Source organism: Streptococcus vestibularis ATCC 49124 (genome assembly GCF_000188295.1).
In the GTDB taxonomy this organism is placed as follows: Bacteria; Bacillota; Bacilli; order Lactobacillales; family Streptococcaceae; genus Streptococcus; species Streptococcus vestibularis.
Window position 1 is genome coordinate 1,204,520 of the sequence record NZ_GL831112.1, and the last position, 24,493, is coordinate 1,229,012.

Consider the following 24,493-nt stretch of genomic DNA (forward strand, 5'->3'; position numbering starts at 1 on the left):
ATCTCTCACAGAATTTACAAACACTCTATTTTGCATTTTTACGCTATTTAATGTAGAATGGGAGGTGATGAGAAAAAGAATTAAACCGATCGTTGTTTACGTGGTTCTAGCTCTTTTAGGATTAGCATTAGTTATTGCAAACATTCACAATACGTCTAAACAGCAGGCGCATCTCGAGAACGTGAAATCTGCTATTCCTTCTGCTACTACACCAAAAACAACAACCAGTAGTACGTCTGACAGTTCCGATGAGGAGCTGATACTTAATCCCATTATTGACCTTTCGGGTTGGCAACTTCCTCAGGATATCGATTACGATGTCTTGTCAAATCATATTTCTGGTGCTATTATCCGCGTCTTCGGTGGATCACAGATTAGTAAGGATAGCAATGCCGCCAGCTCAAATGGGGTTGACAAATCTTTTAAAACACATATCAAAGAACTCAAAAAACGTGACGTTCCAGTTGCCGTCTATTCCTACGCCCAAGGTACTTCCGTCAAAGAGATGAAGGAAGAAGCTCGTATTTTCTACAAAAATGCTTCTCCATACAAACCTACCTATTACTGGATTGACGTTGAAGAGGAAACCATGTCTAACATGGAGGAAGGTGTCCAAGCCTTTCGTGCTGAACTCAAACGTCTGGGAGCTGAGAAGATTGGCCTCTATATTGGTGCCTATTTCATGCTTGAGCAAGAAGTTTCAACCAAAAACTTCGATGCCGTTTGGATTCCAGCCTATGGTGTCGACTCGGGCTACTATGAGGCTTTGCCAAATACTGAAATCGACTATGACCTTCACCAGTATACGTCACAAGGAAACCTCCCTGGTTTCGACAATATCCTAGATCTTAATCAAATCAATCCTGAGAAAAACAAACGTAAAACCTTTGAAAAACTCTTTGGAAAGATTAAGAAAAAAACAACTAAAAATAAGAAGACTACTTCGACTAATTCATCAAGTAGTGAGTAAAAACCAGTGTTTCAGACACTGGTTTTATTCTTGCCCCAATTGACTTAGGCGTATTTGGACGAATGTGTTATAATGGAAAGTAGAAATGTAAAACTTTGAAAAGGAGATAACATAATGGCTAAGAAAAGCAAAGTCAAGAAGACCTTGGTCGACCAAATTCTTGATAAAGCTAAAATAGACCATGATAGCTTATCCTTCAATGGTTTAGAAGGAGAGCTTCCAGAGGATGTGGCTCGTGAGAGCATCTATAAAACCCTAGCCCTTAAAGGGGATAAGACAGGACCAGTCATTGGTATCGTCCCTATCACCGAACACCTGTCTGAAAAGAAATTAGCTAAAATTTCAGGCAATAAGAAAGTTCAAATGATTCCACAAAAGGATCTCCAAAAAACAACTGGCTATGTTCACGGGGCTAACAACCCAGTGGGAATTCGTCAAAAACACAATTTTCCCATTTATATCGATCAGTCTGCCCAAGAAGCAGGTTTTCTTATTGTCTCAGCTGGAGAGATTGGGCGTTCTATCCGTATCAATAGTCAAGAACTTGCTGATTTTGTTAATGCTGAATTTGCTGATATTAAGGAGTAATCATGAAACTGTATTTTGTACGCCACGGTAAAACCGAGTGGAACTTGGAAGGCCGCCTTCAAGGTTCCAAGGGAGACTCGCCTTTGCTTAAAGAATCTATCGAACAAGTACGTGAGTTAGGTCACTATCTCAGTGACACACATTTTGACTTGGTCTTCTCAAGTGACTTACCACGTGCTAAAAAAACTACAGAGCTCATCATGGAGTCTCAAAAACCTAAATCTAAGGTTACCTACACTAAAGCTTTGCGTGAATGGCAACTTGGCAAACTGGAAGGGCGAAAAATTGCACTCGTTCAGGCTATCTATCCCAAAGAAATGGATGCCTTCCGTCATAACCTATCCAACTTCCGTGCTAATGACTTCCAAGCTGAGTCTGTCTACCAGACAACCAAACGTGTAGCCGAATTTGTCAAAACACTTAAAGATAGTGAGGCTAAAAATGTCCTCATCGTCGGTCACGGAGCTAACTTAACGGCTTCTATCCGTACACTCCTTGGTTTTAAACCTGGTCTTCTTCGTAAGGCAGGAGGTCTTGACAATGCTTCTGTCACTATTCTCGAAACCAATGATTTCGAGCACTTCACTCTTAAATGTTGGAATGATACATCTTATATGGATGAACAAAACAAGATTAACTAAATCATTGACTGACTTCATAAGACAAGCGGTCCTTAACAGGGTCGCTTTTTAGCAGTCAAAAAGCCCTTAAATCTATTACTTTAAGAGCTTCACTTCCATTATTTCCACTTCGGTTCATCTGGCAAACAATCTAATTCGACACCAAAGTCTCGGGCCAAGTCCTCTAGTTCATTTTCAAAATCGTCTAATTCCTGTGAGACAAGATCATACTGTCCTTCAGACAATAAACGCTTAAAACGAAGACCTCGACTCAAAATAAATTCCACGTCTATTTTGACAGTTCTATGAACATGTTCCCGATAGTTATTAGCAAACCCTCTTTGCTTTTCTTCAGCATTAAGATGGTCCTCTAAGGCATAATAGGAATCTCAGGCAACTCGCTTCATCTGCTCCGCATCTCTAACACCCTCAAATAGATCATCTCGTTTGGCGTTGAACGCTTCTACCTCTTTTCTCAAAGCATCACGCTCAGTACTTAGTGCTTCAATATCATATTTTAAGTTATCCGTTTCCACCATTTCACTTCTCCCTTTATCACATTCTAGACAATAAAACGGCCTAACGAGGCCGTTTTATTTATCTACCATATTTCATACGAAGAATCTTTTCCTGGTTCGCATCCAAACGAAGGAGAATAACCACCTTATCAATACTCATATTGCTCTCAAGAAGACGTTCAGCTGCCATCATAAGACCATTGTTAATACCCAGTTGAAGCACTGGATTTTCTTTATCGTTAATATCAAAGATATATTTATTATTTGGAAGATCGAAAAGGACTTTCACAGCTCCAAAGAGTTGCTCAAAACTATCGATTTCCAAGTCAAAGACTGGTTTCGTACCTGGTTTAAGGCTACGTCCACGGTGGTTGAACCACATAGAATGCCAGCCGCCGTTAAAGGCACCCATAACGTCATTGTCGTATGAATCTCCGACGTAGAGAGTCGTCGATGGATTCATATCAAATTGTTCAGCCGCAAGATTGAAGATTTCCTTTTCAGGCTTTTGGAATCCTGTCGCCTGACTGACGATGACACGTTTGGGATCCACGTAATCGTATAATCCCAACTTCTTGACTTTCTTAAGTTGATGCTCTGTTGGTCCATTGGTAATAATACCCATAGGAACATTTTTTTCCTTGAGGAAATCAAGGGTCATGCGCATTTCATCAAGCATAGTAATGTTTTCCAACTCATGCTCGTAAACCTCTTGGAAATGGTTACCCGTTTCTTCATCAATTTCACGGTAGCCAAACTCCAAAAGTGTTTCTTTACAGCGCCAAAAACGGAAATATTCGGTTGTCCACTCACCGGCCATTACACGTGGAAAACCGATGTCAGAATAGTGGCGGAAACGAATGTAGGCCTGATTCATATGGGTTATATCAAAGTCAGGGAAACATTTTTCCATGGCAATACGATAAGGTGCCTGTTGATCGTAAATAGTATCGTCAACGTCAAAAACAATAGAGGTAATCATTTGTCCGTTCCTTCTTATATCGTTCTCTTGCCAGAGACTTAGCAAACTAGAAGGTCCGATAACTAAACTGATGAAGCAGTCAGCCCCTAAGACTAAGTCTTGCAAAAGTTGCTTTAAGTCAACTGTCTATAAGCAGTCATGCATATCTGTTTTTTGACTAGCATGAAATTGCCCAAACAGTCTTATTATACCGTTTTTGCCCTCTTATTTCAATTTTTGAGCAAAATTAGGAAAATATTATTCGTGATTTCCAGTATTTCAGATAGAAAAAAGGTTTGAAACATGATATTCCAAACCTTAGGTATCTTTTTATCATCAGATGATTATTTAATTTCTTTAAAGGTCATTTTTTGTTTCACTTCACCCTGACCACCTTTGGCAATCTGGTAATAGAAATCCTTTGATGTGAAATGGTCTCCATAAGCAAAGACCTTGTTGTACTGCCATTGTGACAATTGATCATCCTCTTTTTTACCGAGAGTCAAAGTTGTTTTTGTCACGTTATATTCCCATTTAGCTGTTTGGTCACTATAGGCTTTGTCAAAATCAGTCTGGCTCTTAGCGGCATTAACCACTGTCGTACGGTCCTGACTCACTAGTGCCTTGTTACCACCCTCTTGGAAGGCTACATACATGACACGATTATTAACCTCACCATTTAAAGAACTTGAATATTGGTAAACCTTACCAGGTACAACACTATCCAAATGGTGTGACCCCCAGTAATAGAAGACACTGAAACCAGCTCCCGTAACCAAGAGGCAAGCAAGTACAACACTAATAATGATATTTCTCTTTGACATGCTTGACCTCTCTCTATTCGTCACCAGTTAGGTCAGAGGAATTTGCCTCTGAGTCTGTTTCAGTACGACTTGATGAACTTGAACTCATGCGTGTTTCTGTTTGAGAATCATCACTTGATGAAGCTTTTGATTCAGATGATGTTTCAGTGCTTGATGATGAACTTTCTTTATAAACATCAACATTGAAGGCCCACTTATCACCCTTGTAAGTTACCTTAATTTGGGCATATTTTGCCTTGATAAGCTCTGACATTTTGCCACCCTTGTTAAGGGTGTCGTAAATCTTTTCAGCGAGTGCTTTGGCATTGGCTTCAGTTCTGGCACCATCTTTAGGACCATTAGCAATGTCTTCATCTTTAGCAGTTTCGCCTTGACGGTAAAGCGCTGTTCTTTCAGTGTCCTTCTTAGCATCAGCATTCAGATCATTCTTATCATCTACATGTGAGAAGAATTTCCATGTAGGTCTACCTGAGCGTTTTTGTTGATAAATATTTGAAACTTCTTCTTGAACCTTGTCTTGGAAAGCATCCTCAGTCAATTCTTTCTCTTTAGAAGTATCTGTACTTGCTTTACTTTCACTGCCACTTGCTGTTGAGCTTGATGCAGAAGAGCTTGTTGAGCTTGATGAAGCATCTTTAGATTCTGATGATGAAGAAGAACTTGTTGAACTTGATGAAGCGTCTTTAGATTCTGATGATGAAGAAGATGACTCCTTACTTTCTTTAGAATCTTTATCTTTATCGCTATTATTGGTATTGGAGAATGAAATGCTGTTATCAGAATTATCTGGAGCGTAAATCATTGTATTCTTAGAGTGGTCATCAGATACAAAAGTACTATTATTGATAATCACTCGGTTATTATCGCCATAATAGTTGTTGATAACAATCTTAGAATGTGCACAACGGTGACCATTACCAGTCACATGATAACCTGCTGGTACATCACCATCACGTTTTAAAATAAGGACATCACCAGCAAAGATAAGATCAATATTCTGAATATTGTTATCGTAGGCTAATTTTTCAATAGAGATTCCCGTCGCTTGAGAGATTCCCCACAAGGTATCACCCCATTGAATTACATATTTTTGACCATCTAACTGTTGTGGATTGATGTTCTGAGTTGTCAAATTATTTGTAATTTGTTGCGGTGTGCTGGCAATCCAGTTTGTAATATCTGCAGCGTGAGCACTTGTTTGATTTTGATAAAAGCCATCTGCTAACACAGATACCGTAGGTAGCCCAATAGGCGCTAGTAAAGCGCCAAGCATCACAGCTTTACCAACATAATTTTTCTTTTTCATTGTATATTCTCCTTAATTTCATACGAATCCTACCCTGCTATTATACACTTTTTTATTATATTTGTCAATAAATTATATAACTTCCTAATCAATCATTAATTCAAGTTAGCTATTTTTCTTAAAAATAAAGGGCTTTCCCCTTTATTTATCTGACATTTAGTCATTTGTCCTATCTTTAGAAGGTGATTTATGATACAATATTTACGACTATTTTATGGAGGACTAACATGTCAAATCAACACATGGAAGAATTGAACGATCAACAGATTGTCCGTCGTGAAAAAATGGCGGCCTTGGCTGAACAAGGAGTCGATCCTTTTGGTAAGCGATTCGAACGTACAGCTACATCTGGTCAATTAAAAGAAAAATACGCTGATAAAACAAAAGAAGAATTGCACGAAATCAATGAAACTGCTACTATCGCAGGTCGTTTGATGACTAAGCGTGGTAAAGGTAAAGTTGGCTTTGCCCACATCCAAGATCGCGATGGTCAAATCCAAATCTATGTACGTAAAGATGCTGTCGGTGAAGAAAACTACGAAATCTTCAAGAAAGCTGACCTTGGTGACTTCCTCGGTGTCGAAGGTGAAGTTATGCGTACAGATATGGGAGAACTTTCTATCAAGGCTACTCATATTACACACTTATCTAAAGCTCTTCGTCCATTGCCTGAAAAATTCCACGGACTTTCAGACGTTGAAACCATCTACCGTAAACGTTACCTCGATTTGATTTCTAACCGTGAAAGCTTTGACCGCTTTGTCACACGTTCAAAAATCATTTCTGAAATCCGTCGCTACCTCGATGCTCAAGGTTTTCTTGAAGTCGAAACACCTGTTCTTCACAATGAAGCTGGGGGTGCGGCTGCCAAACCATTTATTACACACCACAATGCACAAAACATTGACATGGTGCTTCGTATCGCGACTGAGCTCCACCTCAAACGCCTCATCGTTGGTGGTATGGAACGTGTTTACGAAATCGGACGTATCTTCCGTAACGAAGGTATGGATGCCACTCACAACCCTGAATTCACATCTATCGAAGTTTACCAAGCTTACGCTGACTTCCACGATATCATGAACTTGACTGAAGGTATCATCCAACACGCTGCTAAAGTCGTTAAAGGTGACGGACCTATTAACTATCAAGGAACTGAAATCAAGATTAACGAACCATTCAAACGTATCCACATGGTTGATGCTATCAAGGAAATCACTGGTGTTGACTTCTGGCAAGATATGACTTTGGACGAAGCCAAAGCTATCGCTGCTGAAAAGAATGTTCCAGTTGAAAAACACTACACTGAAGTTGGTCACATCATCAACGCCTTCTTCGAAGAATTCGTTGAAGAAACATTGATTCAACCAACATTCGTTTACGGTCACCCAGTTGCTGTATCACCACTCGCTAAGAAAAACCCAGAAGACCCACGCTTCACTGACCGTTTCGAACTCTTCATCATGACTAAAGAGTACGGAAATGCCTTCACCGAATTGAACGACCCGATCGATCAATTGTCACGTTTCGAAGCACAAGCTGCTGCTAAAGAACTCGGTGATGACGAAGCAACAGGTATCGACTACGACTACGTCGAAGCCCTCGAATACGGTATGCCACCAACAGGTGGACTCGGAATCGGTATCGATCGCCTCTGCATGCTTCTCACTGATACAACAACCATCCGTGATGTCTTGTTGTTCCCAACGATGAAATAATAAAAATATCCCATTAGTCAAATAATGGGATATTTTTATATGAGGTATAAACGTGTTCAAAAACTGAAGTCCCTTTTTAAGAAAGAATAAACTGTGGTTGAACATTCTGAGACGAAGAAAGAAGAAAGTCAATTCGACTTTTCCATAGATCGCACAGATTATTTTTTCTACCAAGCACTTGTATTTTATTGTGAAGAAAATAATATCCCTTAAAAAAGCTAACGGATTCAGATATGCTACAGACTAATAAAAGAGCTGCTTTTCATCTCAGTATCTTCGTCGCCTGGCTAGCAAAACATGATTTTTTAAATCCTCAAAGTAATGGATTTAATCTTAAGGATATACAAAAAACTCAAGAATGAAACGATTACAGGTACAGACTATCTCTTTAAACATCTTGATAAAAAACTCTATTCAACTGATATCAGTAACACTCTCCTTCCCTTCATCTCTGATTTTTATGAAGATTACATGGATTTCTGTTATACAGTCTTGGTTGATGATGTTGCTAGAACTGAATTTGACTGGAAAATCTATCACTTGGTTGAAGATGATATTGACAAGATGTTTAGTCAATATAGGACTCACATCGAATAATATGAAAAATGCTTCTCTCAAAACGAGAGAAGCATTTTCTTATTTCCAAAATTTTGCTTTTGAAGCTGCGATCCAAGCTGATAAACAAGCTAGGGCTACTTCTGCATAGATAGCATATTGTTTAGCAGGATAAAGCCATGCTTTGTTTTATTCATGCCAACGAGACTTCCAGAGACCGATGTAATCTCCTGTCATTTCAGGATTTTTAAGGAGCTCCATGTAATTTGCAAGTAAATTGTCTGGCTGATTCATCTGCACGTTGATGATAAAAATCACAAGAGCAACCGAGATGACGACTAAGAGTACCAGGGTAATCTTTTTCTTAGCTGTTAGTTGAAATGTTTTCAATTATTTTTTCTCCATCATCTATGAAATCATCTACTCTTATAATTTAGTATAAAAAGTCAATTCTGAAAAGTCCTCTATGATATCAATGTAGGATAAGTCAATACCTTTCGAAACCTTGCACATCTTCTTCATAGTGCTATAATAAAATTGTCAGTCTGCTCGGAAATAAGGCTATTCTTGCGCAGATGTGACTTAGAAAGAGGTGTTTATGACATCTTTAAAAAAGGTTTCCCTTTCGGAGGTAAACCAATCAATTGATACACCAAATAATAATCGTTTTTGGCAAAACCTTAAGGCTTTCTTGGGACCTGGGGCACTTGTGGCCGTGGGATACATGGATCCAGGAAACTGGATTACTAGTGTCGTCGGTGGGGCGACCTACAAATACAGCCTACTCTTTGTCATCTTAATTTCATCATTAATCGCTATGCAGTTGCAACAAATGGCTGGGAAATTAGGGATTGTGACCCAAATGGACCTAGCTCAAGCGACTGCCTATCACTCGCCTAAATGGTTGCGATACACGCTTTGGGTAGTCCTAGAGCTAGCCTTAATGGCCACGGACTTGGCTGAAGTGCTTGGTTCTGCCATCGCACTAAACCTACTCTTTGGTATTCCAATCATGGTAGCCATCCTAGTAACGGTCCTAGACGTCTTTTTACTCCTACTCATCATGAAGCTAGGGTTCAAAAAAATCGAAGCTATCGTTTCAACCTTAATTTTGACAATATTGGTTATCTTTGTCTATCTGGTAGTTTTGTCTGAACCGAGTATTACGGGGATTCTCGAAGGATATCTCCCTACACCAACTCTCTTCGAGACTCATGCCGCTGGACATACCAACCAGTTAACTTTGGCACTTGGGATTGTGGGGGCGACCGTTATGCCACATAATCTCTATTTGCACTCGTCCTTGTCTCAAACGCGTAAGGTTAACCATTCTGATGGTGATGATGTAACAAAGGCTGTCCGTTTCATGACCTGGGATTCAAACATCCAGCTGACTTTGGCCTTTGTGGTAAACTCCCTCCTCTTGATTTTGGGGGCTGCTCTCTTCTTTGGTCACGCTTCTGATATTTCAGCCTTCTCGCAAATGTACAATGCTCTTCAGGACTCCAAGATTGCCGGTGCGATAGCTAGTTCGACACTTTCAACTCTCTTTGCCTTGGCTCTCTTAGCTAGTGGACAAAATTCTACAATTACAGGGACCTTGACTGGTCAGATTGTTATGGAGGGCTTCCTCCACATGAGGTTACCGCAGTGGGTAATTCGTTTATTCACACGTCTCTTCGCCTTGCTACCTGTTATCATTGTAGCTATTCTCTACGGTGATCAAGAAAAGACTCTAGATCAACTCTTGGTTTATTCACAAGTTTTCCTCTCACTTGCCTTGCCATTCTCTATTTTCCCTTTGATTTACTATACTTCTAAGAAATCACTTATGGGAAAACACGTCAATGCCAAGTGGAATACCTTCCTTGGTTACGCCATCGCTCTTGTCCTAACCATTCTCAATCTCAAACTTATCATTGATACGTTTTAAACAAAATAAGGTCAGCGCCATGCTGACCTTGTTTTAGTTTTTGAAGGCGTCAACGAGAACTTGAAATTCTTCGTTGCTAAGGGTAATTCCCTTGCCCATCTTGGTATGGTCTGGACTCCAAGTGCGGATATCGTACTTGGCTGGTGCTCCGTTAAAGCTCACACGATTAAGCTCCTTAGTCCAGCCCTTGTCATTCTCAGACAAGACCAAGAGTTTTTCTTCAATTTCAAATGAAAATTCTGCCATTTGCTTACCTCCACTAGCTTTATTCGTTTTTCTCTGTGAAAATTGTGTGTTTTAGAAAGAAGTTATCCACAAAATTTCACCTTTCATGCTATAATTATTTTATCAAGAAATGAAGGAAATGACCATGATAAACTTTTTAGAAGCGGTAAAGCATCAGCTTCATCAGTTTGTGGAAACAGGTCACAGCAAACCTATCCACCTAATGCAAAATCATCTTATTAACGATATCTATCGTGCTATTGATAATAAACAAATGGTCATGCTGACTTCTAATCAGAAGATCTATAAAGGCTACATCAATCGTTATGACAGCCAGCGTCAGGCTATCTTTATCGAGCAGGACAAAGTTATCAGCATGATTGAACTAAAAGACATTAAACGTCTAAAAATCATATCACAACGAGGTTAAGTTTATCAGTTAACCTTGTTTTATTATGAGGTTGACTATTCCAGAAGTGCTTGTTATAATAAGTTAACTATTAATTTACGAAAGGTTAACTAAAAAATGACACAAAATCGTACACTGTCACTCATACTTCCCGCCTTCGGTGCTGCTATCATTGCTGCACTGGCTCAAATCATCATTCCGATTGGTGCAGTACCCATTACTCTCCAAACCTTCGCTGTCGGACTTGTTGCTGCCATCCTTAAGCCAAGAGATGCAACTCTTGCCGCTACCCTCTACCTTATCCTCGGCGCTATTGGTCTACCCGTTTTCGCAGGAGGTGGCGGTGGGCTTCAAGCCTTCTTTGGTCCTTCAGCTGGCTATTTGTTGGCTTATCCTTTTTTTGCTCTTGTCACATCAGTACTGACTCATGCTAATACTCCTATCTGGAAAAGCTTTTTGGCTTTTGTTTTGGGAGATGCACTTGTCTTTGTCGGTGGTATCCTCAGCCTTCACTTTCTTGGAAAGATGGGTTGGTCTACAGCCGTAGCTGTTGGTTTAACACCCTTTATCATTCCTGACCTCATTAAAGGTCTCATCGTCGCTTTGGTGACTAAGCCAGTCTTAAAAGCTCTTAAAAATCATAGTTACTTTAACTAAAAAAGATTGAAGACTTTGTTCGTGTAAACAGAATCTTCAATCTTTTTATTTTTCAAAATAAATGTCATAGTGCTTTGAACAAGCTGGATTAAAGGCACTGTGACAATTGGGACAGGCTACTACCTCTTGATATTCCTCGATCGTCATTTCGTACCTACAAACACCACAGATAAGGACCTTGTCCTGCTTGATCTGACAAGGATAAGCTCGAAATCTATGTTCCTCCAAGCTATCATGACACTGATAACAGGCATAATACTTCAGACAATCGAAGCATTTTAGGGCAACAATATCTAACTCTGTGTGATAATGCTGGCACCTGCTCTCATTATCTACCAAGAGACCATATATTTTTCTCGTCATTAGGCACGAACAGTCTTACTTGAACCGTCTTTTTGGTAGAGGTTAATCAAACCTTCTTTAGTTGAACGAATCATGTCACCAGGTTTAACTTCTTGTGGCACGGTAATAGTAAGAAGTTCCATTGGGTTTGGTGCACGGTCAATCTTATTACCATTAGCATCGTGAAGATCTTTGATCTCACACTCGAAATGACGGAAGCCTGGTCCGTAGAATTCAACGTGGTCACCTTCGAGGATAACGTTACGTTGCCGGATTGTAGCTGTCATAGTTGCTGGATCAAAGTCTACGACTTCACCGACGAATTTGTATTGCGGAATCTTACGACGGGCACCAAAGAGTTGTTCGTTTTCTGTTGGTGTCTTGTAGTAGAAACCTGTTGCCAATTCACGTTGGGCAACTTTCCAGAGTTCGTTAATCAAATCATCTTTGATGGCATAGAAGGCTTCTGCACTTTCCATGTAAGCGTCACATGCAGCCTTGTAACAGTTGGCAACTGTTGATACGTAGTGGACAGATTTCATACGACCTTCGATTTTCAGGCTATCAACACCATTATCGATAAGGTCTGGAATATTTTCAATCATACACATGTCAACGGCTGACATTGAGTATTCTTCAGGAACTTCACCGTGAATACTCTTACGCTCTTGACCGAATGGCATGTCGTAAAGGTCGTATTTCCAGCGGCATGACTGAGAGCAGCCACCACGGTTGGCATCACGGTCTGACATATGGTTAGAAAGGGTACAGCGACCTGAGTATGAGATACACATAGCACCATGGACAAAGGCCTCAATTTCAAGATCCGTACGTTTACGGATTTCAGCCAATTCTTCCATAGTTACCTCACGTGCCAAAACAACACGGGTCAAACCATACTGTTTCCAAAAATGGAAGGTTTCAACGTTTGTCGCAGATGCTTGCGTTGACAAGTGGATGTTAAGCCCTGGAGCGTAGGTTGAACAAATTTCAATCAAGGCTGGGTCAGATACGATAACGGCATCGAGCCCCATATCACGCAACTCACGGAACCACTCACCAGCACCTTTTTCATTTCCTTCATGGGTAACCATGTTTGAAGCAACGTGAACATCAACACCACGAGCGTGAGCGTATTCGATACCTTCACGAAGTTCATCCATGGTGAAGTTTCCGGCACGGCTACGCAAACCATAGGCTTGTCCACCAACGAAAACAGCATCTGCGCCGTAATTTACAGCGACTTTCAATTTTTCCAAAGTCCCAGCAGGTACCAAAACCTCTGGGCGTTTTTTAGTTGTAGTCATAATTTCTCCAATTTGCAAGATTGTCGATTTTAGTTTTTATAAGGCTCCTTCGTTCCCTGAAAATGGAAAACTCTCAAACGAAGGAGAAAGTATGTTTATTTTACACGGTCAGGTTCATAATCATAGAAACCTGTATCCAAACCGCGGTTGGCTGGGTGTAATTTGTGAATAGCCTCATCAAAAAGGAAGGCTTGGTCTTGTGAAAATTCGCCAGCCACGATGAGGTCACGAGCCTTCACAAAATACTCAGTGATTTTTACAAAGTTTTCACCTGGGCAATAAACACCGTCCAACTTCCAGTGGTCGAAGCCATGTTCGATGAGTTCTGAAAGCTTGGTCATCATATCCAGGTCATTGTTGGCAAAGATATGTGTTCCATGCAAGTCTTCATAAACTGAGTAGTGAGATTCTGGGTCACCAGGCTCAGAAAGGAAGAGGTCACGTTCTTTGGTAACAGCTTCATCCGTTTTGATAAAGTTGTAGTAATTTTGAAGAAGTGGACGTTTTGAGTGATGAATGATACTTGCACCATAAACCAAAACCTCGGCCGGAATCTGAAGATTTTCAGCCATGATGAAGAGTTCCGCAGACGGAATCTCACGAGCCAAAACCGCTTCAGATGCTCCTGCTTGTTTGCCCCAGAAATTAATCTGACGGCTAGAGGTTACCATGGTTGAAGCATCATAAATCATTTTGAAGGGACGTTTGTCACGGTTACAGATGTAGAAAACTCCTGCATCACCAACCGTGATATAATCTGCCTTGATTTCTTCAAGAAAATCAAGGTAGTCTGGAAGAGCATCCATCATACCTTGGTGCATGAGAGCGTTAACGGCAACAGTCAATTCCTTGCCAGACTCATGTACCAGCTCTGCAATCTTTCGCATCTCTGCGAATGAAAAAGGCTTAGGCAAACGAAGGCCAAAAGCTTTTTCGCCGATGTAAATACGATCTACGCCAAGTTCTAGGAGCTCACGTGCCTGCTCGTAGCTCTCAGCAGTCGCTGTAATCACTATTTTTTCCATAACTTACATTATAGCACAAATGACCTGATTATTTTATAATTTTTATCCTATTTACGAGTATTTAGATATTTATATTTAGTTTTTAAATACTTAATTTTAGAGAAAATACAAAAAAACTTTGCAAGTCCAATTTTTTTATGGTATCATTAATGAGATTCTAAATAGTGAAATACTGACTAAATATTTTAACCGACATGGAAAAGTGGTTTAGGTATTTTATATAGAAAGGAGGCAGACATGGCTGACAACTTACACCGTCAATTTGATCACATCGAAGATTTCGAGACTGAGCGTCCTCAAACGACGAATTATCAAGATTATCAAGGTTTAAATAATAATAGTATTAAGCTACAAGATATGATTTTCTTTGGACGTATCTCAAGCTTCTGTGTTTCAACAGTCCTAGTTGCCTTCCTTTTCTTGGTAGCACAGGTGGCTTCCTTCTGGGCCTTCTTTTGGGCAATTACCATTAGCATCATTGGTCAGATAGGCATTTATATCCTAATCGAATATTATAAAGCACAAAAACGTTGACTGCTTGGTCAACGTTTTTGTCGTACTAAAAAAGCCTCATGGGCTTTCTTTTTTATTTTGCTTCTGCTGCTTCTTCAGAGATATCTTTGATATCAATAACGATATCATCAACGATAGCTTTTGTTTCTGCTTCAACATCTGCTTGCTCAGAAGTTACTTGAGCTGTTTTCTCTTTGATAAGTTCAAAGCTCTCTTTTGCAAAGTCAGCAACTTGAGCTGTTTTTTCTTGAACAGCTTTTGTCAAATCATCTACAGTGATGTCGCCATTTTCAAATTTTGTTTTATAATCTTGGAAAGTATCGACTGCCAATTCTTTATAGTCACTAGCTTTTCCCACCACTTGATTTTGGTAAGCTTTAGGATCTTCTTTGAATGAAGCGATTTCTTCATCAATACGTACTTTAACTGCTTTACCTTTTTCAGTTGTGAAAAAATAAGCTGCTGCAGCTCCAGAAGCTGCGCCAATAATTAGGGTGTTTAGAAATTTACTCATGAAAAGACCTCCTTATTTTTTCTTGTCTTTTTTACCAAATAGTTTTGAAGCAACCTTGCCGATAGCAAAGGCTGAGCCTGCTTTACCGACACTTGCTCCTGCTGCACTTGCCTTAGCACCGAGGTAACGAGCTTCAGTATTCAAGTCAGAAACACTTTCTGAAAGCTCAGCTACTGCTACAAAGAGAGGATCAATTGTTTGAACTTTTTCATTAACATCTTCAACCAAGACGTTGGCCTTAGCCAAGATTTCATTTGTTTGATGAAGGGTCACATTGATATCTGTACGAAGAACAGCAACCGTTTCTTCAACTTCTTTGACAACATGACGTGTGCGAAGTAGAGTTGGGATTAATGCAATTAGGAACGCAGCAAGTGCGATTGCGATAATAAGAAATGCAATTTCTGCCATAGTTTAAGACTCCTTTGACCTGCTTAAAAGGTTAATTCAAAGAAACTGAGTGTTTGACTCCTGCTTCTTATGACCTTTATTATAATTTTCATTTCATTATAACAAAGTCTGAACAGTATGACTAGCTTTTCATTTTATAATCTGATTTTTGACGTTGTTTACGGAAATATAAGAGGATAGCTCCAAGGATAATGATGGAAATGCTGACCCATTGTGAAACACGCAAGCCAGCAAACATGAGACTATCCGTACGCATGCCTTCAATGACAAAGCGTCCAAGGCCATACCAGATAAGGTAAAATGAAGTCACATCTCCCTGTCGCAATCCCTTATTAAAGCGTCGTAGTCCTAGAATAATGCTAAAACCAACTAGATTCCACAGACTTTCATAAAGGAAGGTAGGTACACGGTAGCTTCCATCAATAAACATCTGCTGACGGATAATTTCTGGAAGATAATTCAGATGACTAACTGCTTTTCCATAGGCCTCTTGATTGACAAAATTTCCCCAGCGACCGATACTCTGAGCTATCATGACCCCAGGGGCCGCAATATCTAGAAAATCTAAAACCGAAATAGCATGACGTTTAGCAAACCAATAAAGGACAACTGCACCACCAATCAAGCCACCATAGATGGCAATTCCACCATTCCAAATCGCAAAAATTTCCGATGGATTTTGGCTGTAATAAGACCACTGGAAAATCACATAGTAGAGCCTAGCACCAACAATAGCTATAGGAAAGGCTAAAAGAATAAAATCTAAGATATGCTCAGGATCGATTCCCTTTTCAGGAGCCCAACGCTGAGCCAGATAAACGGCAAGTAAAAGACCAGATACAATACAGATGGCATACCAATGAATACTGATTGGACCAAGTCTTAGAGCAATTGGATCAATAGTAGCTAACATTATTCTTCACCATTCTTACTAATGAGGTTAGTCAAACGGTCATTAAAAGTTTTGGTTGCATCAAATCCCATTTGCTTAGCACGATAGTTCATTGCTGCAGCTTCGATAACGACTGACACGTTACGTCCTGTCTTAACAGGAATGCGGATACGTGGAATCTTAACGCCCTGTAATTCAATCTCTTCATTGCTATTTCCAAGACGGTCAAAGACCTTGCCATTTTCAAAATTCTCAAGATATATGCCCAACTGAACTTGAGATGAATTGCGGACAGCACTAGCTCCGTAGAGACTCATGACATCAATGATACCAACCCCACGGATTTCAAGAAGATGGCGGAGGATTTCTGCGGGCTCACCCCAGAGAGTCTCCTCATCCTTAGCATAAACATCCACACGGTCGTCAGCGACAAGACGGTGACCACGTTTCACCAACTCAAGCCCTGTTTCACTCTTACCGATACCAGAATCACCCTGGATGAGAACACCCATCCCATAGATATCTACTAAAACACCATGGACACTAGTACGTTCAGCTAATTGAGAGTTGAGATACCAAGACATGTCACCTGAAAGTGATGATGTACCATTGCGTCCTTGAAGAACTGCTACACCATTTTCCTTAGCAGCTTGAAGCATCTCTTCCGGAATCTCAAGACCACGTGCCACGATAACAGCTGGAGTTTCCGCTTTAAACATATTAGCAAAAACAGAATAACGGTTATTATCAGTCATGGTTTTAAGGTAGGACCACTCCTTCATCCCAACCAACTGAAGTCGTTCTGGTGAATAATAGTCAAAATAACCCGTCATTTCTAAACCAGGGCGAGAGATGTCAGCGGTTGTTATTGGTTTTGACAAAAGTTTTTCGTTCCCATAGACAACCTTAAGCTTAAGCTTATCAACCAACATTTTAACAGTTACTGTCATATTATTTCCTCCGATTATTTACTAGTTTCATTGTATCATAAAAAGGTTTTCAATGCGGTTCTCAAAGCAAAAAAGACCTATGACTAGCACTAAGGCCAATCATAGATCTTTTCTCTTATAATTTGCTTACCAGTTCCACTCGTCTTCTACAGGTTCAGCGTTTTTACGTTTACGTCCATCCTTAAGTTTGATTTCGGGATAAATATCTTCTTTGTAAGGAAGGAGAAAGGCTAAAACCAAGTATAGAAAGATTCCAAACTGTGTTGAAACCATGAGAATGATAGCCAAGATACGAGCTAGAGTCAGGTCCCAGCCAAACTTATCTGCCAAACCTACAACAACACCGGCGACGAGTCTATTTTTTCGTGTCTTATAAAAACGATTTGACATGGTCTACTTCTCCCATCATTTCTTTGGTTTAATTATATGATTTTTTTAAACTAAAAAAATCAGCCCTAGGACTGATTTAGAAAAATGAGCTTACCTCGACACAGACCGCATCCAAACTTCTGTGTATTGACACGGCGTTTGCGACGGTAAATACGACCACAAGATTGGCACTGATAGAGGTAGTACTTCTCCTTTTGACCTTGCATCTTTGGAGCGTATCTAAGGCCATCGACCTTAGCTAGTAAGTCCTTAAAATCTCTATCAGCATGCTTGTAGCCCTTCCCTTGAAAGTAAAGGTGATAATGACAGAGTTCGTGGCGGACGATTTTTCGAAAGGTTTCAAGACCATGTTCCTCATAGAGTTTTGGGTTGAAATCCAAGTGTCCATCCTTGGGAAAGAACCGCCCTCCAGTGGTCCGGAGACGCTTGTTCCATAGGGCTTGGTGCTTAAATTCCCAGCCAAAATCTTCTATAGAAACAGTCTTAACATAATCAGTTAGATTCACGTGGATTCACCAAGGAAAGATTGAGTTTTTCATGCTCTAAATCAACTTTTGATACCCATACGGTAACCAAATCCCCAACAGAAACGACCTGGCTTGGGTGGTTAACGAAGCTCTTGCTCATCTCAGAGATATGGATAAGGCCATCCTCATGGACACCAATATCCACAAAGGCACCAAAGTCCACAACATTTCGGACTGTCCCTTCAAGTTTTTGTCCGACTGACAAGTCTTTGAGTTCAAGAACATCCTGACGAAGCACCGGTGCTTCAAAATCATCACGGAGGTCACGACCTGGTTTCAAGAGGTCAGCAATGATATCTTTGAGGGTTTCCTGTCCAAGTCCCAATCCTTCCGCTGTTTCTTTAAGATTAAGAGCCTTCAATTTTGCTTTGGCAGAGTCGTCCAAGTCTGTGATAGCCAACTGCTTGAAGAGGGCTTTTACCGCTGGGTAGGACTCCGGATGGACCCCTGTATTATCCAAGATATTCTTAGCATTTGGGATACGGAGGAAACCAGCTGCTTGTTCGAAGGCTTTGGCACCGAGACGTGGGACCTTTTTGATTTCAGCACGCGATGCAATCTCACCATTTTCCTCACGGTAGGCAACGATATTTTCAGAGATAGTCTTGTTGAGACCTGAGACATGTGACAAGAGGGTACTACTTGCCGTATTGACATTGACACCAACCTGGTTAACCACGGTATCAACTACGAAGTCAAGATTTTCAGAAAGTTTCTTCTGACTAACATCATGCTGGTATTGGCCTACTCCGATTGATTTAGGGTCAATCTTAACCAACTCAGCCAATGGGTCTTGAAGACGACGGGCAATGGAAATGGCAGAGCGTTTTTCGACCGTTAAGTCTGGGAACTCATGGCGGGCCAACTCTGATGCAGAGTAAACAGAGGCACCACTCTCATTGACAATGACATAGGAAGTCTCTGGAAAATCCTTGAGAACTTCTGCCACAAAAGCTTCACTTTCACGACTGGCTGTTCCATTACCGATAGCGATAATCTCAATGGCATGCTTTTTAATGAGGTCAGCCAAGTCTTTCTTAGCTTGGGCAATCTTGGCCTGACTGGCTGGAGCCACTGGATAGATAACTTGCGTTGTAATGAGCTTACCAGTTTGGTCAACCACGGCCAACTTAGCCCCTGTACGAAAGGCTGGGTCAAACCCAAGAACCATCTTACCTTTAAGTGGTGAGACTAGGAGAAGGCTTCGAAGGTTTTGAGAGAAAAGTTGAATCGCACCATCTTCTGCTGCTTCAGTCAACTCGCTACGGATACGACGCTCCATAGCTGGAATGATTTTCTTCTTGAGAGATTGGTTGATGACTTCCTCGATATAGTCATTTTTTTGTTTGAAACGGGCACTGTAAAAACGGTGCATTTTCTCAAGATTGTGCTTAAAGGCTACCTTGACAACGCCTAGTTTCTCCCCACGGTTAAGGGCTAATGTACGGTAACCTTGAAGTTTAGACACCTTGTCCTCAAAATCATAGTAGATTTTGAAAGTTTCTTTTTCATCCAAAGATTGATCCTTGAGGGTTGAAGTGATGTCACTATTGTTCCAGATTTCGTTGTAGGTCCAAGAGCGCAAGCTATTGTCCTCAGAAAAGGCCTCAACCAAAATATCCACAGCACCCGCAAGAGCCTTATCAGCTGTTGGAAAGGCTTCAGATGTCAACTTTTCAGCTTCAGCCTTGAGGTTGGGACTACTTTGCAAGATAAGACGAGCCAATGGGAAAAGGCCTGCTTCACGGGCAATAGTCGCCTTGGTGCGACGTTTTTCCTTATAGGGGAGGTAGAGTTCTTCCACGTCCGCCAACTTCTCAGCCGCTTCAATGGCTGCCTTGAGCTGGTCAGTCAATTTACCCTGAGCCTCAATCTTGGCCAGAACTGTTTCCTTGCGGTCTTGAAGAGCAGTCAAGGACTTGTCCATATCAATGATGGCCTTGATTTGCGTTTCATCCAGATTGCCGGTTTTTTCCTTACGGTAACGGGCAATGAAGGGAATGGTATTGCCTTCTGCGGTCAATTCCAAAACAGTTTCAACTTGTTGTTTTTTTAGGCCCAATTCCTGAGCCAATATCTCTAAATTACGATTTTCCATAAACTCTATTATACCACGAGAGGAGATTTGCTTGGGCAGAAAACCTTGTAGCTGAAGCGAGAATTTTTAAGCAAGAGGTAGTATAATAGAAAAGTAAACCTATTGTTAGGGGCTATTTCTAACAGAAATGTCGCCCTTAGTATCTTATTGCAACTGAACTCGGGCTATTTCTTTCGGAAAATAGATACATCTTCCTAGAAGCAGAGCTTCTTCGGCCGATGCCCTAATTTTCTCTTAGAAATGACGCCCTTAGTATCTTATTTTAACTCGGAGGATTTTTATGGCAGTTATTCAGAAAAAAACAAATGAACTTGAAAGCATGATGGCATCTTTTGCGGCTATCCCTGATTTTGAAAAGGCGGGAACTGATCCTAAGAAGGACAAACGTCTTCAAGAAGATAAGAAGAAATAATTTTTATGGCTATTTTTCATCAACTACCAGATAGCGTTTTGCAGCTTCTGGCAGTTTTTCTATCTATTATTATCGAAGCCCTGCCCTTTGTTTTACTGGGGAGTATTCTGTCTGGCTTTATCGAAGTCTTCGTGACTCCTGAAAAGGTCCAAAACTTCCTCCCTAAAAATAAGGTCCTGGCTATTCTCTTTGGAACTCTGGTTGGTTTTATTTTCCCCTCTTGTGAGTGTGGGATTGTTCCCATTATCACGCGCTTTTTAGAGAAAAAAGTGCCTAGCTACACAGCTATTCCGTTCATGGCAACTGCTCCTATCATCAATCCAGTCGTTCTCTTTGCGACCTATACTGCCTTTGGGAACTCTTGGTACTACGTGATTTTACGTTTCCTCGGGGCTTTCTTGATTGCCATGATTTTGGGAATCTTACTTGGCTTTGTGGTGGATGACCAGATTCTCAAGGACAATCGTAAGACCAGTCATGTTCACGACTCTAGTGGTTTGTCAGCTGGTAAGAAAGTTTTTCAAGCCCTAGTTCATGCTGTCGATGAATTTTTCGACACTGGGCGTTATCTGATTTTCGGGAGCTTGGTGGCTGCAGGGATGCAGACCTACCTACCTACCCGAATCCTAACGACTATCGGTCATAATTCGGTGACAGCCATCCTCATCATGATGCTCCTGGCCTTTATCCTCTCACTTTGTTCGGAGGCGGATGCCTTTATCGGGGCTTCGCTACTCTCTAGTTTCGGAGTGGCACCAACAGTTGCCTTTCTCATCATTGGTCCTATGGTTGATATCAAGAACTTGATTATGATGAAACACCAGTTTAAGACACGCTTTGTTGGTCTCTTCGTCGGAACCGCAAGTCTGGTGACAATCATTTATTGTCTGCTATTGGGGGTGATTTAATGTTACGTTTTCTCATCTTATCTGGGTATTTTGAGCTGGTCATGTACTTACAAGTTTCCGGCAAGCTCAACCAGTACATTAACATCCACTACTCCTACTTGGCCTACATTTCCATGGTACTTTCCTTTATCCTCGCTGTGGTTCAACTCATTGTTTGGATGAAACAAATGAAGGTTCACTCACATTTGTCAGGTCGAGTAGCCAAGGTAGCCAGCATTGTTCTATTGGCCTTTCCAGTCCTCACGGGTCTCTTGGTGCCAACAGTAACCTTGGATGCCAATACCGTGTCAGCTAAGGGTTACCATTTTCCACTGGCGGCAGGGAGCGATCCTAATCAGGCCGACCAAGAGGGAACGACTATTCAGTACTTGAAGCCAGACACCAGCTCCTACTTCACCTCCTCAGCTTATGAGAAGGAAATGACCAGAGAGCTCGCCAAGTACAAGGGACGTGAGACCATCCAGATTACCACAGAAAATTACATGGAAGTTATGGAGCTCATCTACCTCTATCCTAACGATTTCGTAGGCAAGAAGGTCACCTATACAGGTTTTGTTTACAATGACCCACAAACCAAAGGTTATCAGTTTATCTTCCGTTTTGGTATTATCCACTGTATCGCCGATTCAGGTGTTTACGGACTGGCGACGAGAGGAAGTGACCAAACCTTCAAGGATAATACCTGGATAAAAGTCACTGGTACCATCACTGTGGATTACTATCAAAATCTCAAACAGAGCCTACCTATCCTCAATTTGACTGAAGTTAAAGAGGTCGGACAGCCTGACAATCCTTATGTCTATCGCGTATTTTAAAAAGCCAAGTTCAATTGAACTGGCTTTTTAAGTTGAATCAAACTGTACAGTTACTTAAATCTTGAGAGTACAAAAACGTTGTCTCGGTTTTTGAGGCGTTTTTTTATGTTGTACAGTTACTTAAATCTTGAGAGTACAAAAACGTTGTCTCGGTTTTTGAGGCGTTTTTTTATGTTGTACAGTTACTTAAATCTTGAGAGTACAAAAACCATCCTTTGAGGATAGATAAACGATTGTTTGTTGTACAGTTACTTAAATCTTGAGAGTACAAAAACAGGGCAGTTCGGAGTCAAGGAACAATTTAGTTGTACAGTTACTTAAATCTTGAGAGTACAAAAACAGCCTTTGATGAAGCTATCAATGATATTAGTTGTACAGTTACTTAAATCTTGAGAGTACAAAAACGTTGTCGTTTGTTCATTGCCCCCGTCCTTTGTTGTACAGTTACTTAAATCTTGAGAGTACAAAAACCGCTTGAGAACGAATTGACTGAAGAAAATGGTTGTACAGTTACTTAAATCTTGAGAGTACAAAAACTAGTATCAGAAGAACCACCATCTGGTTTTAGTTGTACAGTTACTTAAATCTTGAGAGTACAAAAACTGTGTTATGTAGTTAGAACCTTTGAAGTACGTTGTACAGTTACTTAAATCTTGAGAGTACAAAAACCTCAAATGAAATTTTGATGTTTTTATACCCACATAGTGATTATAAAAACAATAACTGTCCTTGTCAATCCTTACTTTCTAAAAATTTCTGTAAAAGTTTTTCATCAGATGTTTGGGAATATCTTATACGGTAACTAAAATGAAACAACTGATTTAGGATATTCAATATTACTGAATCAACAAGTGAGAGACTAGGTTGTCTCAGCATTTTTGTCAATAAATAAGGCGTTACGGTCTCTAAGGATATCCTAAAATCCTCTCTCGTTGGAAAATTATTACTTGGATAATGTTTCGCTACACTTTCATACATAAACTCAACATCATACAAATGCTCCACCTGGTCAGATAAAATATTGACGAACTTGCTATTTTCCTCATCAATCTTTAGATAGCCTTGGTCACTTGGAAATAAAATAAAGGTTAGGTTTGGATACTTTTTGACTAGCTGATCAATTTGCTTATAAAAACTATCATATGAGTCCTCTGAAATAAAACTATCAATATTTTTTAGCAGGATGAGATATTTCTCTGTTGTTTGTGACAGAAGACGGTCTAACATTTCTAAAAAGAGGGATAGTTTATCAGTATTTGAAACCCATTCGAAAGATAGATTCATATTCTCAATGGTAAAAAATGGACTAAAATTTTTTGTGAGTAGTTGGTCTAGTGTTAGAGGGCGATTCTCTAAATGGTATTCCACCTGACCACAGTTTAAGTTTATATGCCGATTCATGGTTTCTTCTATAAGCTCTACTTGTTCATTAATTCTCTCCAAATGGGCTACTATATCCACTTGATTGACAACTTTACTAAGGTAATCGTGAGCAAGTGTGCCTTTCTTATATTCCATCTGTTCAAGTAAATCCTTAAAACTTGAAATGTCGATATAGTGATAGCTACTTCGCTTCACTATTTCTCCAGTCTCATCAAGTATAGTAGGCTCTTCATAATCAAAAATACTTAAGTCCTCACTTGAGTATTTTCTTCCACCAAAATACCAACTCAAAATCTGCCAAGTATAATATTTGAGTTCATTATTCTGACCAACAATTTGTGTGATTACCCCAATATTCAATTCAATACGTTCTTTGTAAGGATGTTGTACAAAAAATTTCATATAACCACCAACTTATTATCACTGACGATTTCTTCTTGCTTAGTTTTGCCACCTATGATTAACGTCATTTCTGAAAATTGCTTTTCAGTAACCGCCAAAAGTCTCACATTTCCAGCAGGTAGATTACTCATCTTTAACTTCTTATAAAATTTATTTGCAAAACTTCTATTAGGACAAGTGCGATAGTAGACCGAAAATTGTAACATTTCAAACCCATTTGAAATTAATTCTTTACGAAAATTACGATAGATTCTTTTTTCATCCTTGGATTCCATGGGCAAATCAAAAAAACATAATAATCTCAATGCTTCATACCTCAT

The 24,493-nt window shown here is 40.2% G+C and carries 31 protein-coding genes and 1 CRISPR repeat array; of the genes, 12 read left to right on the forward strand and 19 right to left on the reverse strand.

The window, feature by feature from the left end; genetic code table 11:
• Positions 1 to 67 precede the first annotated feature (67 nt).
• From HMPREF9425_RS05895 to HMPREF9425_RS05905, 3 genes are all read left to right on the forward strand, one after another.
• On the forward strand, positions 68 to 970 hold the full coding sequence (locus HMPREF9425_RS05895) for a glycoside hydrolase family 25 protein (protein WP_003097471.1): 903 nt from the start codon (positions 68 to 70) through the stop codon (positions 968 to 970).
• 114 nt (positions 971 to 1,084) lie between these two features.
• Entirely contained in the window at positions 1,085 to 1,558 is a 474-nt protein-coding gene (locus tag HMPREF9425_RS05900; protein ID WP_003097472.1) for an aminoacyl-tRNA deacylase, read from the forward strand.
• A gap of 2 nt (positions 1,559 to 1,560) precedes the next feature.
• Positions 1,561 to 2,199 (forward strand): histidine phosphatase family protein, encoded by a 639-nt coding sequence (locus HMPREF9425_RS05905; protein WP_003097473.1) that lies wholly within the window; start codon positions 1,561 to 1,563, stop codon positions 2,197 to 2,199.
• Between the two features lie 98 nt (positions 2,200 to 2,297).
• On the opposite strand, the gene HMPREF9425_RS09795 is transcribed toward HMPREF9425_RS05905, so the two are convergent.
• The 5 genes from HMPREF9425_RS09795 to HMPREF9425_RS05920 form a co-directional block, all read right to left on the reverse strand.
• Entirely contained in the window at positions 2,298 to 2,465 is a 168-nt protein-coding gene (locus HMPREF9425_RS09795; RefSeq protein WP_003097474.1) for a hypothetical protein, read from the reverse strand.
• Between the two features lie 102 nt (positions 2,466 to 2,567).
• A complete protein-coding gene (locus HMPREF9425_RS09945) occupies positions 2,568 to 2,717 on the reverse strand; it encodes a hypothetical protein (protein ID WP_003093815.1) in 150 nt (49 codons plus the stop codon).
• Positions 2,718 to 2,775: 58 nt separating this feature from the next.
• Positions 2,776 to 3,678 (reverse strand): HAD family hydrolase, encoded by a 903-nt coding sequence (locus HMPREF9425_RS05910; RefSeq protein WP_003097475.1) that lies wholly within the window; start codon positions 3,676 to 3,678, stop codon positions 2,776 to 2,778.
• Between the two features lie 323 nt (positions 3,679 to 4,001).
• Entirely contained in the window at positions 4,002 to 4,481 is a 480-nt protein-coding gene (locus HMPREF9425_RS05915) for a hypothetical protein (protein ID WP_002952755.1), read from the reverse strand.
• 13 nt (positions 4,482 to 4,494) lie between these two features.
• Positions 4,495 to 5,787: a LysM peptidoglycan-binding domain-containing protein gene (locus tag HMPREF9425_RS05920; RefSeq protein WP_003097476.1), complete on the reverse strand. Its 1,293-nt coding sequence runs from the start codon at positions 5,785 to 5,787 to the stop codon at positions 4,495 to 4,497.
• A gap of 227 nt (positions 5,788 to 6,014) precedes the next feature.
• On the opposite strand from HMPREF9425_RS05920, the gene lysS reads away from it, so the two are divergent.
• Together lysS and HMPREF9425_RS10365 are read left to right on the forward strand one after the other, a co-directional pair.
• Positions 6,015 to 7,505: a lysine--tRNA ligase gene (lysS, locus tag HMPREF9425_RS05925; protein ID WP_003094420.1), complete on the forward strand. Its 1,491-nt coding sequence runs from the start codon at positions 6,015 to 6,017 to the stop codon at positions 7,503 to 7,505.
• A gap of 321 nt (positions 7,506 to 7,826) precedes the next feature.
• The gene (locus tag HMPREF9425_RS10365; RefSeq protein ID WP_037621518.1) at positions 7,827 to 8,102 is read left to right on the forward strand and encodes a hypothetical protein; all 276 of its coding nucleotides are present in this window, start codon (positions 7,827 to 7,829) and stop codon (positions 8,100 to 8,102) included.
• Between the two features lie 147 nt (positions 8,103 to 8,249).
• On the opposite strand, the gene HMPREF9425_RS05935 is transcribed toward HMPREF9425_RS10365, so the two are convergent.
• The gene (locus HMPREF9425_RS05935) at positions 8,250 to 8,450 is read right to left on the reverse strand and encodes a hypothetical protein (RefSeq protein ID WP_003097478.1); all 201 of its coding nucleotides are present in this window, start codon (positions 8,448 to 8,450) and stop codon (positions 8,250 to 8,252) included.
• A 208-nt stretch (positions 8,451 to 8,658) separates the two neighbouring features.
• Here HMPREF9425_RS05935 and HMPREF9425_RS05940 point away from each other — a divergent pair, with 208 nt between their 5' ends.
• Positions 8,659 to 9,993: an Nramp family divalent metal transporter gene (locus HMPREF9425_RS05940; RefSeq protein ID WP_003097479.1), complete on the forward strand. Its 1,335-nt coding sequence runs from the start codon at positions 8,659 to 8,661 to the stop codon at positions 9,991 to 9,993.
• A 33-nt stretch (positions 9,994 to 10,026) separates the two neighbouring features.
• On the opposite strand, the gene HMPREF9425_RS05945 is transcribed toward HMPREF9425_RS05940, so the two are convergent.
• Complete coding sequence (locus HMPREF9425_RS05945; RefSeq protein ID WP_002886106.1) at positions 10,027 to 10,239, reverse strand: YdbC family protein; 213 nt, start codon at positions 10,237 to 10,239, stop codon at positions 10,027 to 10,029.
• A 124-nt stretch (positions 10,240 to 10,363) separates the two neighbouring features.
• Here HMPREF9425_RS05945 and HMPREF9425_RS05950 point away from each other — a divergent pair, with 124 nt between their 5' ends.
• Both HMPREF9425_RS05950 and HMPREF9425_RS05955 read left to right on the forward strand, forming a co-directional pair.
• Positions 10,364 to 10,648 (forward strand): hypothetical protein, encoded by a 285-nt coding sequence (locus HMPREF9425_RS05950; protein ID WP_037621520.1) that lies wholly within the window; start codon positions 10,364 to 10,366, stop codon positions 10,646 to 10,648.
• A gap of 96 nt (positions 10,649 to 10,744) precedes the next feature.
• A complete protein-coding gene (locus HMPREF9425_RS05955; RefSeq protein ID WP_003097481.1) occupies positions 10,745 to 11,284 on the forward strand; it encodes a biotin transporter BioY in 540 nt (179 codons plus the stop codon).
• 45 nt (positions 11,285 to 11,329) lie between these two features.
• On the opposite strand, the gene HMPREF9425_RS09475 is transcribed toward HMPREF9425_RS05955, so the two are convergent.
• The 3 genes from HMPREF9425_RS09475 to HMPREF9425_RS05965 form a co-directional block, all read right to left on the reverse strand.
• The gene (locus HMPREF9425_RS09475) at positions 11,330 to 11,647 is read right to left on the reverse strand and encodes a CHY zinc finger protein (protein ID WP_081448737.1); all 318 of its coding nucleotides are present in this window, start codon (positions 11,645 to 11,647) and stop codon (positions 11,330 to 11,332) included.
• Positions 11,647 to 12,933: a peptidase U32 family protein gene (locus HMPREF9425_RS05960; RefSeq protein ID WP_003094356.1), complete on the reverse strand. Its 1,287-nt coding sequence runs from the start codon at positions 12,931 to 12,933 to the stop codon at positions 11,647 to 11,649. The genes HMPREF9425_RS09475 and HMPREF9425_RS05960 overlap by 1 nt, the downstream gene beginning before the upstream one ends.
• Before the next feature lie 95 nt (positions 12,934 to 13,028).
• Positions 13,029 to 13,958 (reverse strand): peptidase U32 family protein, encoded by a 930-nt coding sequence (locus HMPREF9425_RS05965; RefSeq protein ID WP_003097482.1) that lies wholly within the window; start codon positions 13,956 to 13,958, stop codon positions 13,029 to 13,031.
• A 237-nt stretch (positions 13,959 to 14,195) separates the two neighbouring features.
• Here HMPREF9425_RS05965 and HMPREF9425_RS05970 point away from each other — a divergent pair, with 237 nt between their 5' ends.
• On the forward strand, positions 14,196 to 14,492 hold the full coding sequence (locus HMPREF9425_RS05970; RefSeq protein ID WP_003097483.1) for a DUF3270 domain-containing protein: 297 nt from the start codon (positions 14,196 to 14,198) through the stop codon (positions 14,490 to 14,492).
• A 52-nt stretch (positions 14,493 to 14,544) separates the two neighbouring features.
• On the opposite strand, the gene HMPREF9425_RS05975 is transcribed toward HMPREF9425_RS05970, so the two are convergent.
• From HMPREF9425_RS05975 to HMPREF9425_RS06005, 7 genes are all read right to left on the reverse strand, one after another.
• Positions 14,545 to 14,985, reverse strand: a complete 441-nt coding sequence (locus tag HMPREF9425_RS05975) for a YtxH domain-containing protein (RefSeq protein ID WP_003097484.1) — start codon at positions 14,983 to 14,985, stop codon at positions 14,545 to 14,547.
• A gap of 12 nt (positions 14,986 to 14,997) precedes the next feature.
• Positions 14,998 to 15,396 carry a DUF948 domain-containing protein gene (locus HMPREF9425_RS05980; RefSeq protein WP_002885965.1) on the reverse strand — a complete coding sequence of 133 codons (399 nt, stop codon included), beginning with the start codon at positions 15,394 to 15,396 and terminating at the stop codon, positions 14,998 to 15,000.
• 121 nt (positions 15,397 to 15,517) lie between these two features.
• Positions 15,518 to 16,309 carry a prolipoprotein diacylglyceryl transferase gene (gene lgt / locus HMPREF9425_RS05985; RefSeq protein WP_003097485.1) on the reverse strand — a complete coding sequence of 264 codons (792 nt, stop codon included), beginning with the start codon at positions 16,307 to 16,309 and terminating at the stop codon, positions 15,518 to 15,520.
• Entirely contained in the window at positions 16,309 to 17,238 is a 930-nt protein-coding gene (gene hprK, locus HMPREF9425_RS05990) for an HPr(Ser) kinase/phosphatase (RefSeq protein ID WP_003093297.1), read from the reverse strand. Before hprK ends, lgt begins: the two co-directional genes overlap by 1 nt.
• A gap of 126 nt (positions 17,239 to 17,364) precedes the next feature.
• On the reverse strand, positions 17,365 to 17,628 hold the full coding sequence (locus HMPREF9425_RS05995; protein WP_003097486.1) for a PspC domain-containing protein: 264 nt from the start codon (positions 17,626 to 17,628) through the stop codon (positions 17,365 to 17,367).
• A 65-nt stretch (positions 17,629 to 17,693) separates the two neighbouring features.
• Positions 17,694 to 18,134 carry a SprT family protein gene (locus tag HMPREF9425_RS06000; protein WP_003097487.1) on the reverse strand — a complete coding sequence of 147 codons (441 nt, stop codon included), beginning with the start codon at positions 18,132 to 18,134 and terminating at the stop codon, positions 17,694 to 17,696.
• Positions 18,121 to 20,253: a Tex family protein gene (locus HMPREF9425_RS06005; protein ID WP_003097490.1), complete on the reverse strand. Its 2,133-nt coding sequence runs from the start codon at positions 20,251 to 20,253 to the stop codon at positions 18,121 to 18,123. Before HMPREF9425_RS06005 ends, HMPREF9425_RS06000 begins: the two co-directional genes overlap by 14 nt.
• Positions 20,254 to 20,533: 280 nt before the next feature.
• Between HMPREF9425_RS06005 and HMPREF9425_RS10525 the strand changes: the two genes are divergently transcribed.
• The 3 genes from HMPREF9425_RS10525 to HMPREF9425_RS06015 are packed head-to-tail and all read left to right on the forward strand — an operon-like array spanning position 20,534 to position 22,388.
• Positions 20,534 to 20,665 carry an SPJ_0845 family protein gene (locus HMPREF9425_RS10525; RefSeq protein WP_002885949.1) on the forward strand — a complete coding sequence of 44 codons (132 nt, stop codon included), beginning with the start codon at positions 20,534 to 20,536 and terminating at the stop codon, positions 20,663 to 20,665.
• A 5-nt stretch (positions 20,666 to 20,670) separates the two neighbouring features.
• Entirely contained in the window at positions 20,671 to 21,573 is a 903-nt protein-coding gene (locus tag HMPREF9425_RS06010) for a permease (protein WP_003097492.1), read from the forward strand.
• Entirely contained in the window at positions 21,573 to 22,388 is an 816-nt protein-coding gene (locus HMPREF9425_RS06015; protein ID WP_003097494.1) for a TIGR03943 family putative permease subunit, read from the forward strand. The genes HMPREF9425_RS06010 and HMPREF9425_RS06015 overlap by 1 nt, the downstream gene beginning before the upstream one ends.
• Positions 22,389 to 22,429: 41 nt before the next feature.
• A CRISPR array of direct repeats spans positions 22,430 to 23,057; the repeat unit is 36 nt; unit sequence GTTGTACAGTTACTTAAATCTTGAGAGTACAAAAAC.
• A gap of 63 nt (positions 23,058 to 23,120) precedes the next feature.
• On the opposite strand, the gene csn2-St is transcribed toward HMPREF9425_RS06015, so the two are convergent.
• Positions 23,121 to 24,173 carry a CRISPR-associated protein Csn2-St gene (csn2-St, locus tag HMPREF9425_RS06020; RefSeq protein WP_003097495.1) on the reverse strand — a complete coding sequence of 351 codons (1,053 nt, stop codon included), beginning with the start codon at positions 24,171 to 24,173 and terminating at the stop codon, positions 23,121 to 23,123.
• On the reverse strand, positions 24,170 to 24,493 hold the full coding sequence (gene cas2 / locus HMPREF9425_RS06025) for a CRISPR-associated endonuclease Cas2 (protein ID WP_002946754.1): 324 nt from the start codon (positions 24,491 to 24,493) through the stop codon (positions 24,170 to 24,172). The genes csn2-St and cas2 overlap by 4 nt, the downstream gene beginning before the upstream one ends.

Excerpts from the sequence above, each read along its gene's own strand:
- HMPREF9425_RS05900 (WP_003097472.1), top strand. The coding sequence starts at position 1,085 with ATGGCTAAGAAAAGCAAAGTCAAGAAGACCTTGGTCGACCAAATTCTT.
- HMPREF9425_RS10365 (WP_037621518.1), top strand. The coding sequence starts at position 7,827 with ATGGATTTAATCTTAAGGATATACAAAAAACTCAAGAATGAAACGATT.
- HMPREF9425_RS06015 (WP_003097494.1), top strand. The coding sequence starts at position 21,573 with ATGTTACGTTTTCTCATCTTATCTGGGTATTTTGAGCTGGTCATGTAC.
- HMPREF9425_RS05980 (WP_002885965.1), bottom strand. The coding sequence starts at position 15,396 with ATGGCAGAAATTGCATTTCTTATTATCGCAATCGCACTTGCTGCGTTC.
- HMPREF9425_RS05975 (WP_003097484.1), bottom strand. The coding sequence starts at position 14,985 with ATGAGTAAATTTCTAAACACCCTAATTATTGGCGCAGCTTCTGGAGCT.
- HMPREF9425_RS09475 (WP_081448737.1), bottom strand. The coding sequence starts at position 11,647 with ATGACGAGAAAAATATATGGTCTCTTGGTAGATAATGAGAGCAGGTGC.
- HMPREF9425_RS06010 (WP_003097492.1), top strand. The coding sequence starts at position 20,671 with ATGGCTATTTTTCATCAACTACCAGATAGCGTTTTGCAGCTTCTGGCA.
- HMPREF9425_RS05895 (WP_003097471.1), top strand. The coding sequence starts at position 68 with ATGAGAAAAAGAATTAAACCGATCGTTGTTTACGTGGTTCTAGCTCTT.
- HMPREF9425_RS05950 (WP_037621520.1), top strand. The coding sequence starts at position 10,364 with ATGATAAACTTTTTAGAAGCGGTAAAGCATCAGCTTCATCAGTTTGTG.
- HMPREF9425_RS05910 (WP_003097475.1), bottom strand. The coding sequence starts at position 3,678 with ATGATTACCTCTATTGTTTTTGACGTTGACGATACTATTTACGATCAA.
- hprK (WP_003093297.1), bottom strand. The coding sequence starts at position 17,238 with ATGACAGTAACTGTTAAAATGTTGGTTGATAAGCTTAAGCTTAAGGTT.
- HMPREF9425_RS05965 (WP_003097482.1), bottom strand. The coding sequence starts at position 13,958 with ATGGAAAAAATAGTGATTACAGCGACTGCTGAGAGCTACGAGCAGGCA.
- HMPREF9425_RS09945 (WP_003093815.1), bottom strand. The coding sequence starts at position 2,717 with ATGGTGGAAACGGATAACTTAAAATATGATATTGAAGCACTAAGTACT.
- HMPREF9425_RS10525 (WP_002885949.1), top strand. The coding sequence starts at position 20,534 with ATGGCAGTTATTCAGAAAAAAACAAATGAACTTGAAAGCATGATGGCA.
- csn2-St (WP_003097495.1), bottom strand. The coding sequence starts at position 24,173 with ATGAAATTTTTTGTACAACATCCTTACAAAGAACGTATTGAATTGAAT.
- HMPREF9425_RS05905 (WP_003097473.1), top strand. The coding sequence starts at position 1,561 with ATGAAACTGTATTTTGTACGCCACGGTAAAACCGAGTGGAACTTGGAA.
- lysS (WP_003094420.1), top strand. The coding sequence starts at position 6,015 with ATGTCAAATCAACACATGGAAGAATTGAACGATCAACAGATTGTCCGT.
- HMPREF9425_RS05945 (WP_002886106.1), bottom strand. The coding sequence starts at position 10,239 with ATGGCAGAATTTTCATTTGAAATTGAAGAAAAACTCTTGGTCTTGTCT.
- HMPREF9425_RS05995 (WP_003097486.1), bottom strand. The coding sequence starts at position 17,628 with ATGTCAAATCGTTTTTATAAGACACGAAAAAATAGACTCGTCGCCGGT.
- HMPREF9425_RS05940 (WP_003097479.1), top strand. The coding sequence starts at position 8,659 with ATGACATCTTTAAAAAAGGTTTCCCTTTCGGAGGTAAACCAATCAATT.
- cas2 (WP_002946754.1), bottom strand. The coding sequence starts at position 24,493 with ATGAGGTATGAAGCATTGAGATTATTATGTTTTTTTGATTTGCCCATG.
- HMPREF9425_RS06005 (WP_003097490.1), bottom strand. The coding sequence starts at position 20,253 with ATGGAAAATCGTAATTTAGAGATATTGGCTCAGGAATTGGGCCTAAAA.
- lgt (WP_003097485.1), bottom strand. The coding sequence starts at position 16,309 with ATGTTAGCTACTATTGATCCAATTGCTCTAAGACTTGGTCCAATCAGT.
- HMPREF9425_RS05915 (WP_002952755.1), bottom strand. The coding sequence starts at position 4,481 with ATGTCAAAGAGAAATATCATTATTAGTGTTGTACTTGCTTGCCTCTTG.
- HMPREF9425_RS05960 (WP_003094356.1), bottom strand. The coding sequence starts at position 12,933 with ATGACTACAACTAAAAAACGCCCAGAGGTTTTGGTACCTGCTGGGACT.
- HMPREF9425_RS05955 (WP_003097481.1), top strand. The coding sequence starts at position 10,745 with ATGACACAAAATCGTACACTGTCACTCATACTTCCCGCCTTCGGTGCT.
- HMPREF9425_RS05920 (WP_003097476.1), bottom strand. The coding sequence starts at position 5,787 with ATGAAAAAGAAAAATTATGTTGGTAAAGCTGTGATGCTTGGCGCTTTA.
- HMPREF9425_RS05970 (WP_003097483.1), top strand. The coding sequence starts at position 14,196 with ATGGCTGACAACTTACACCGTCAATTTGATCACATCGAAGATTTCGAG.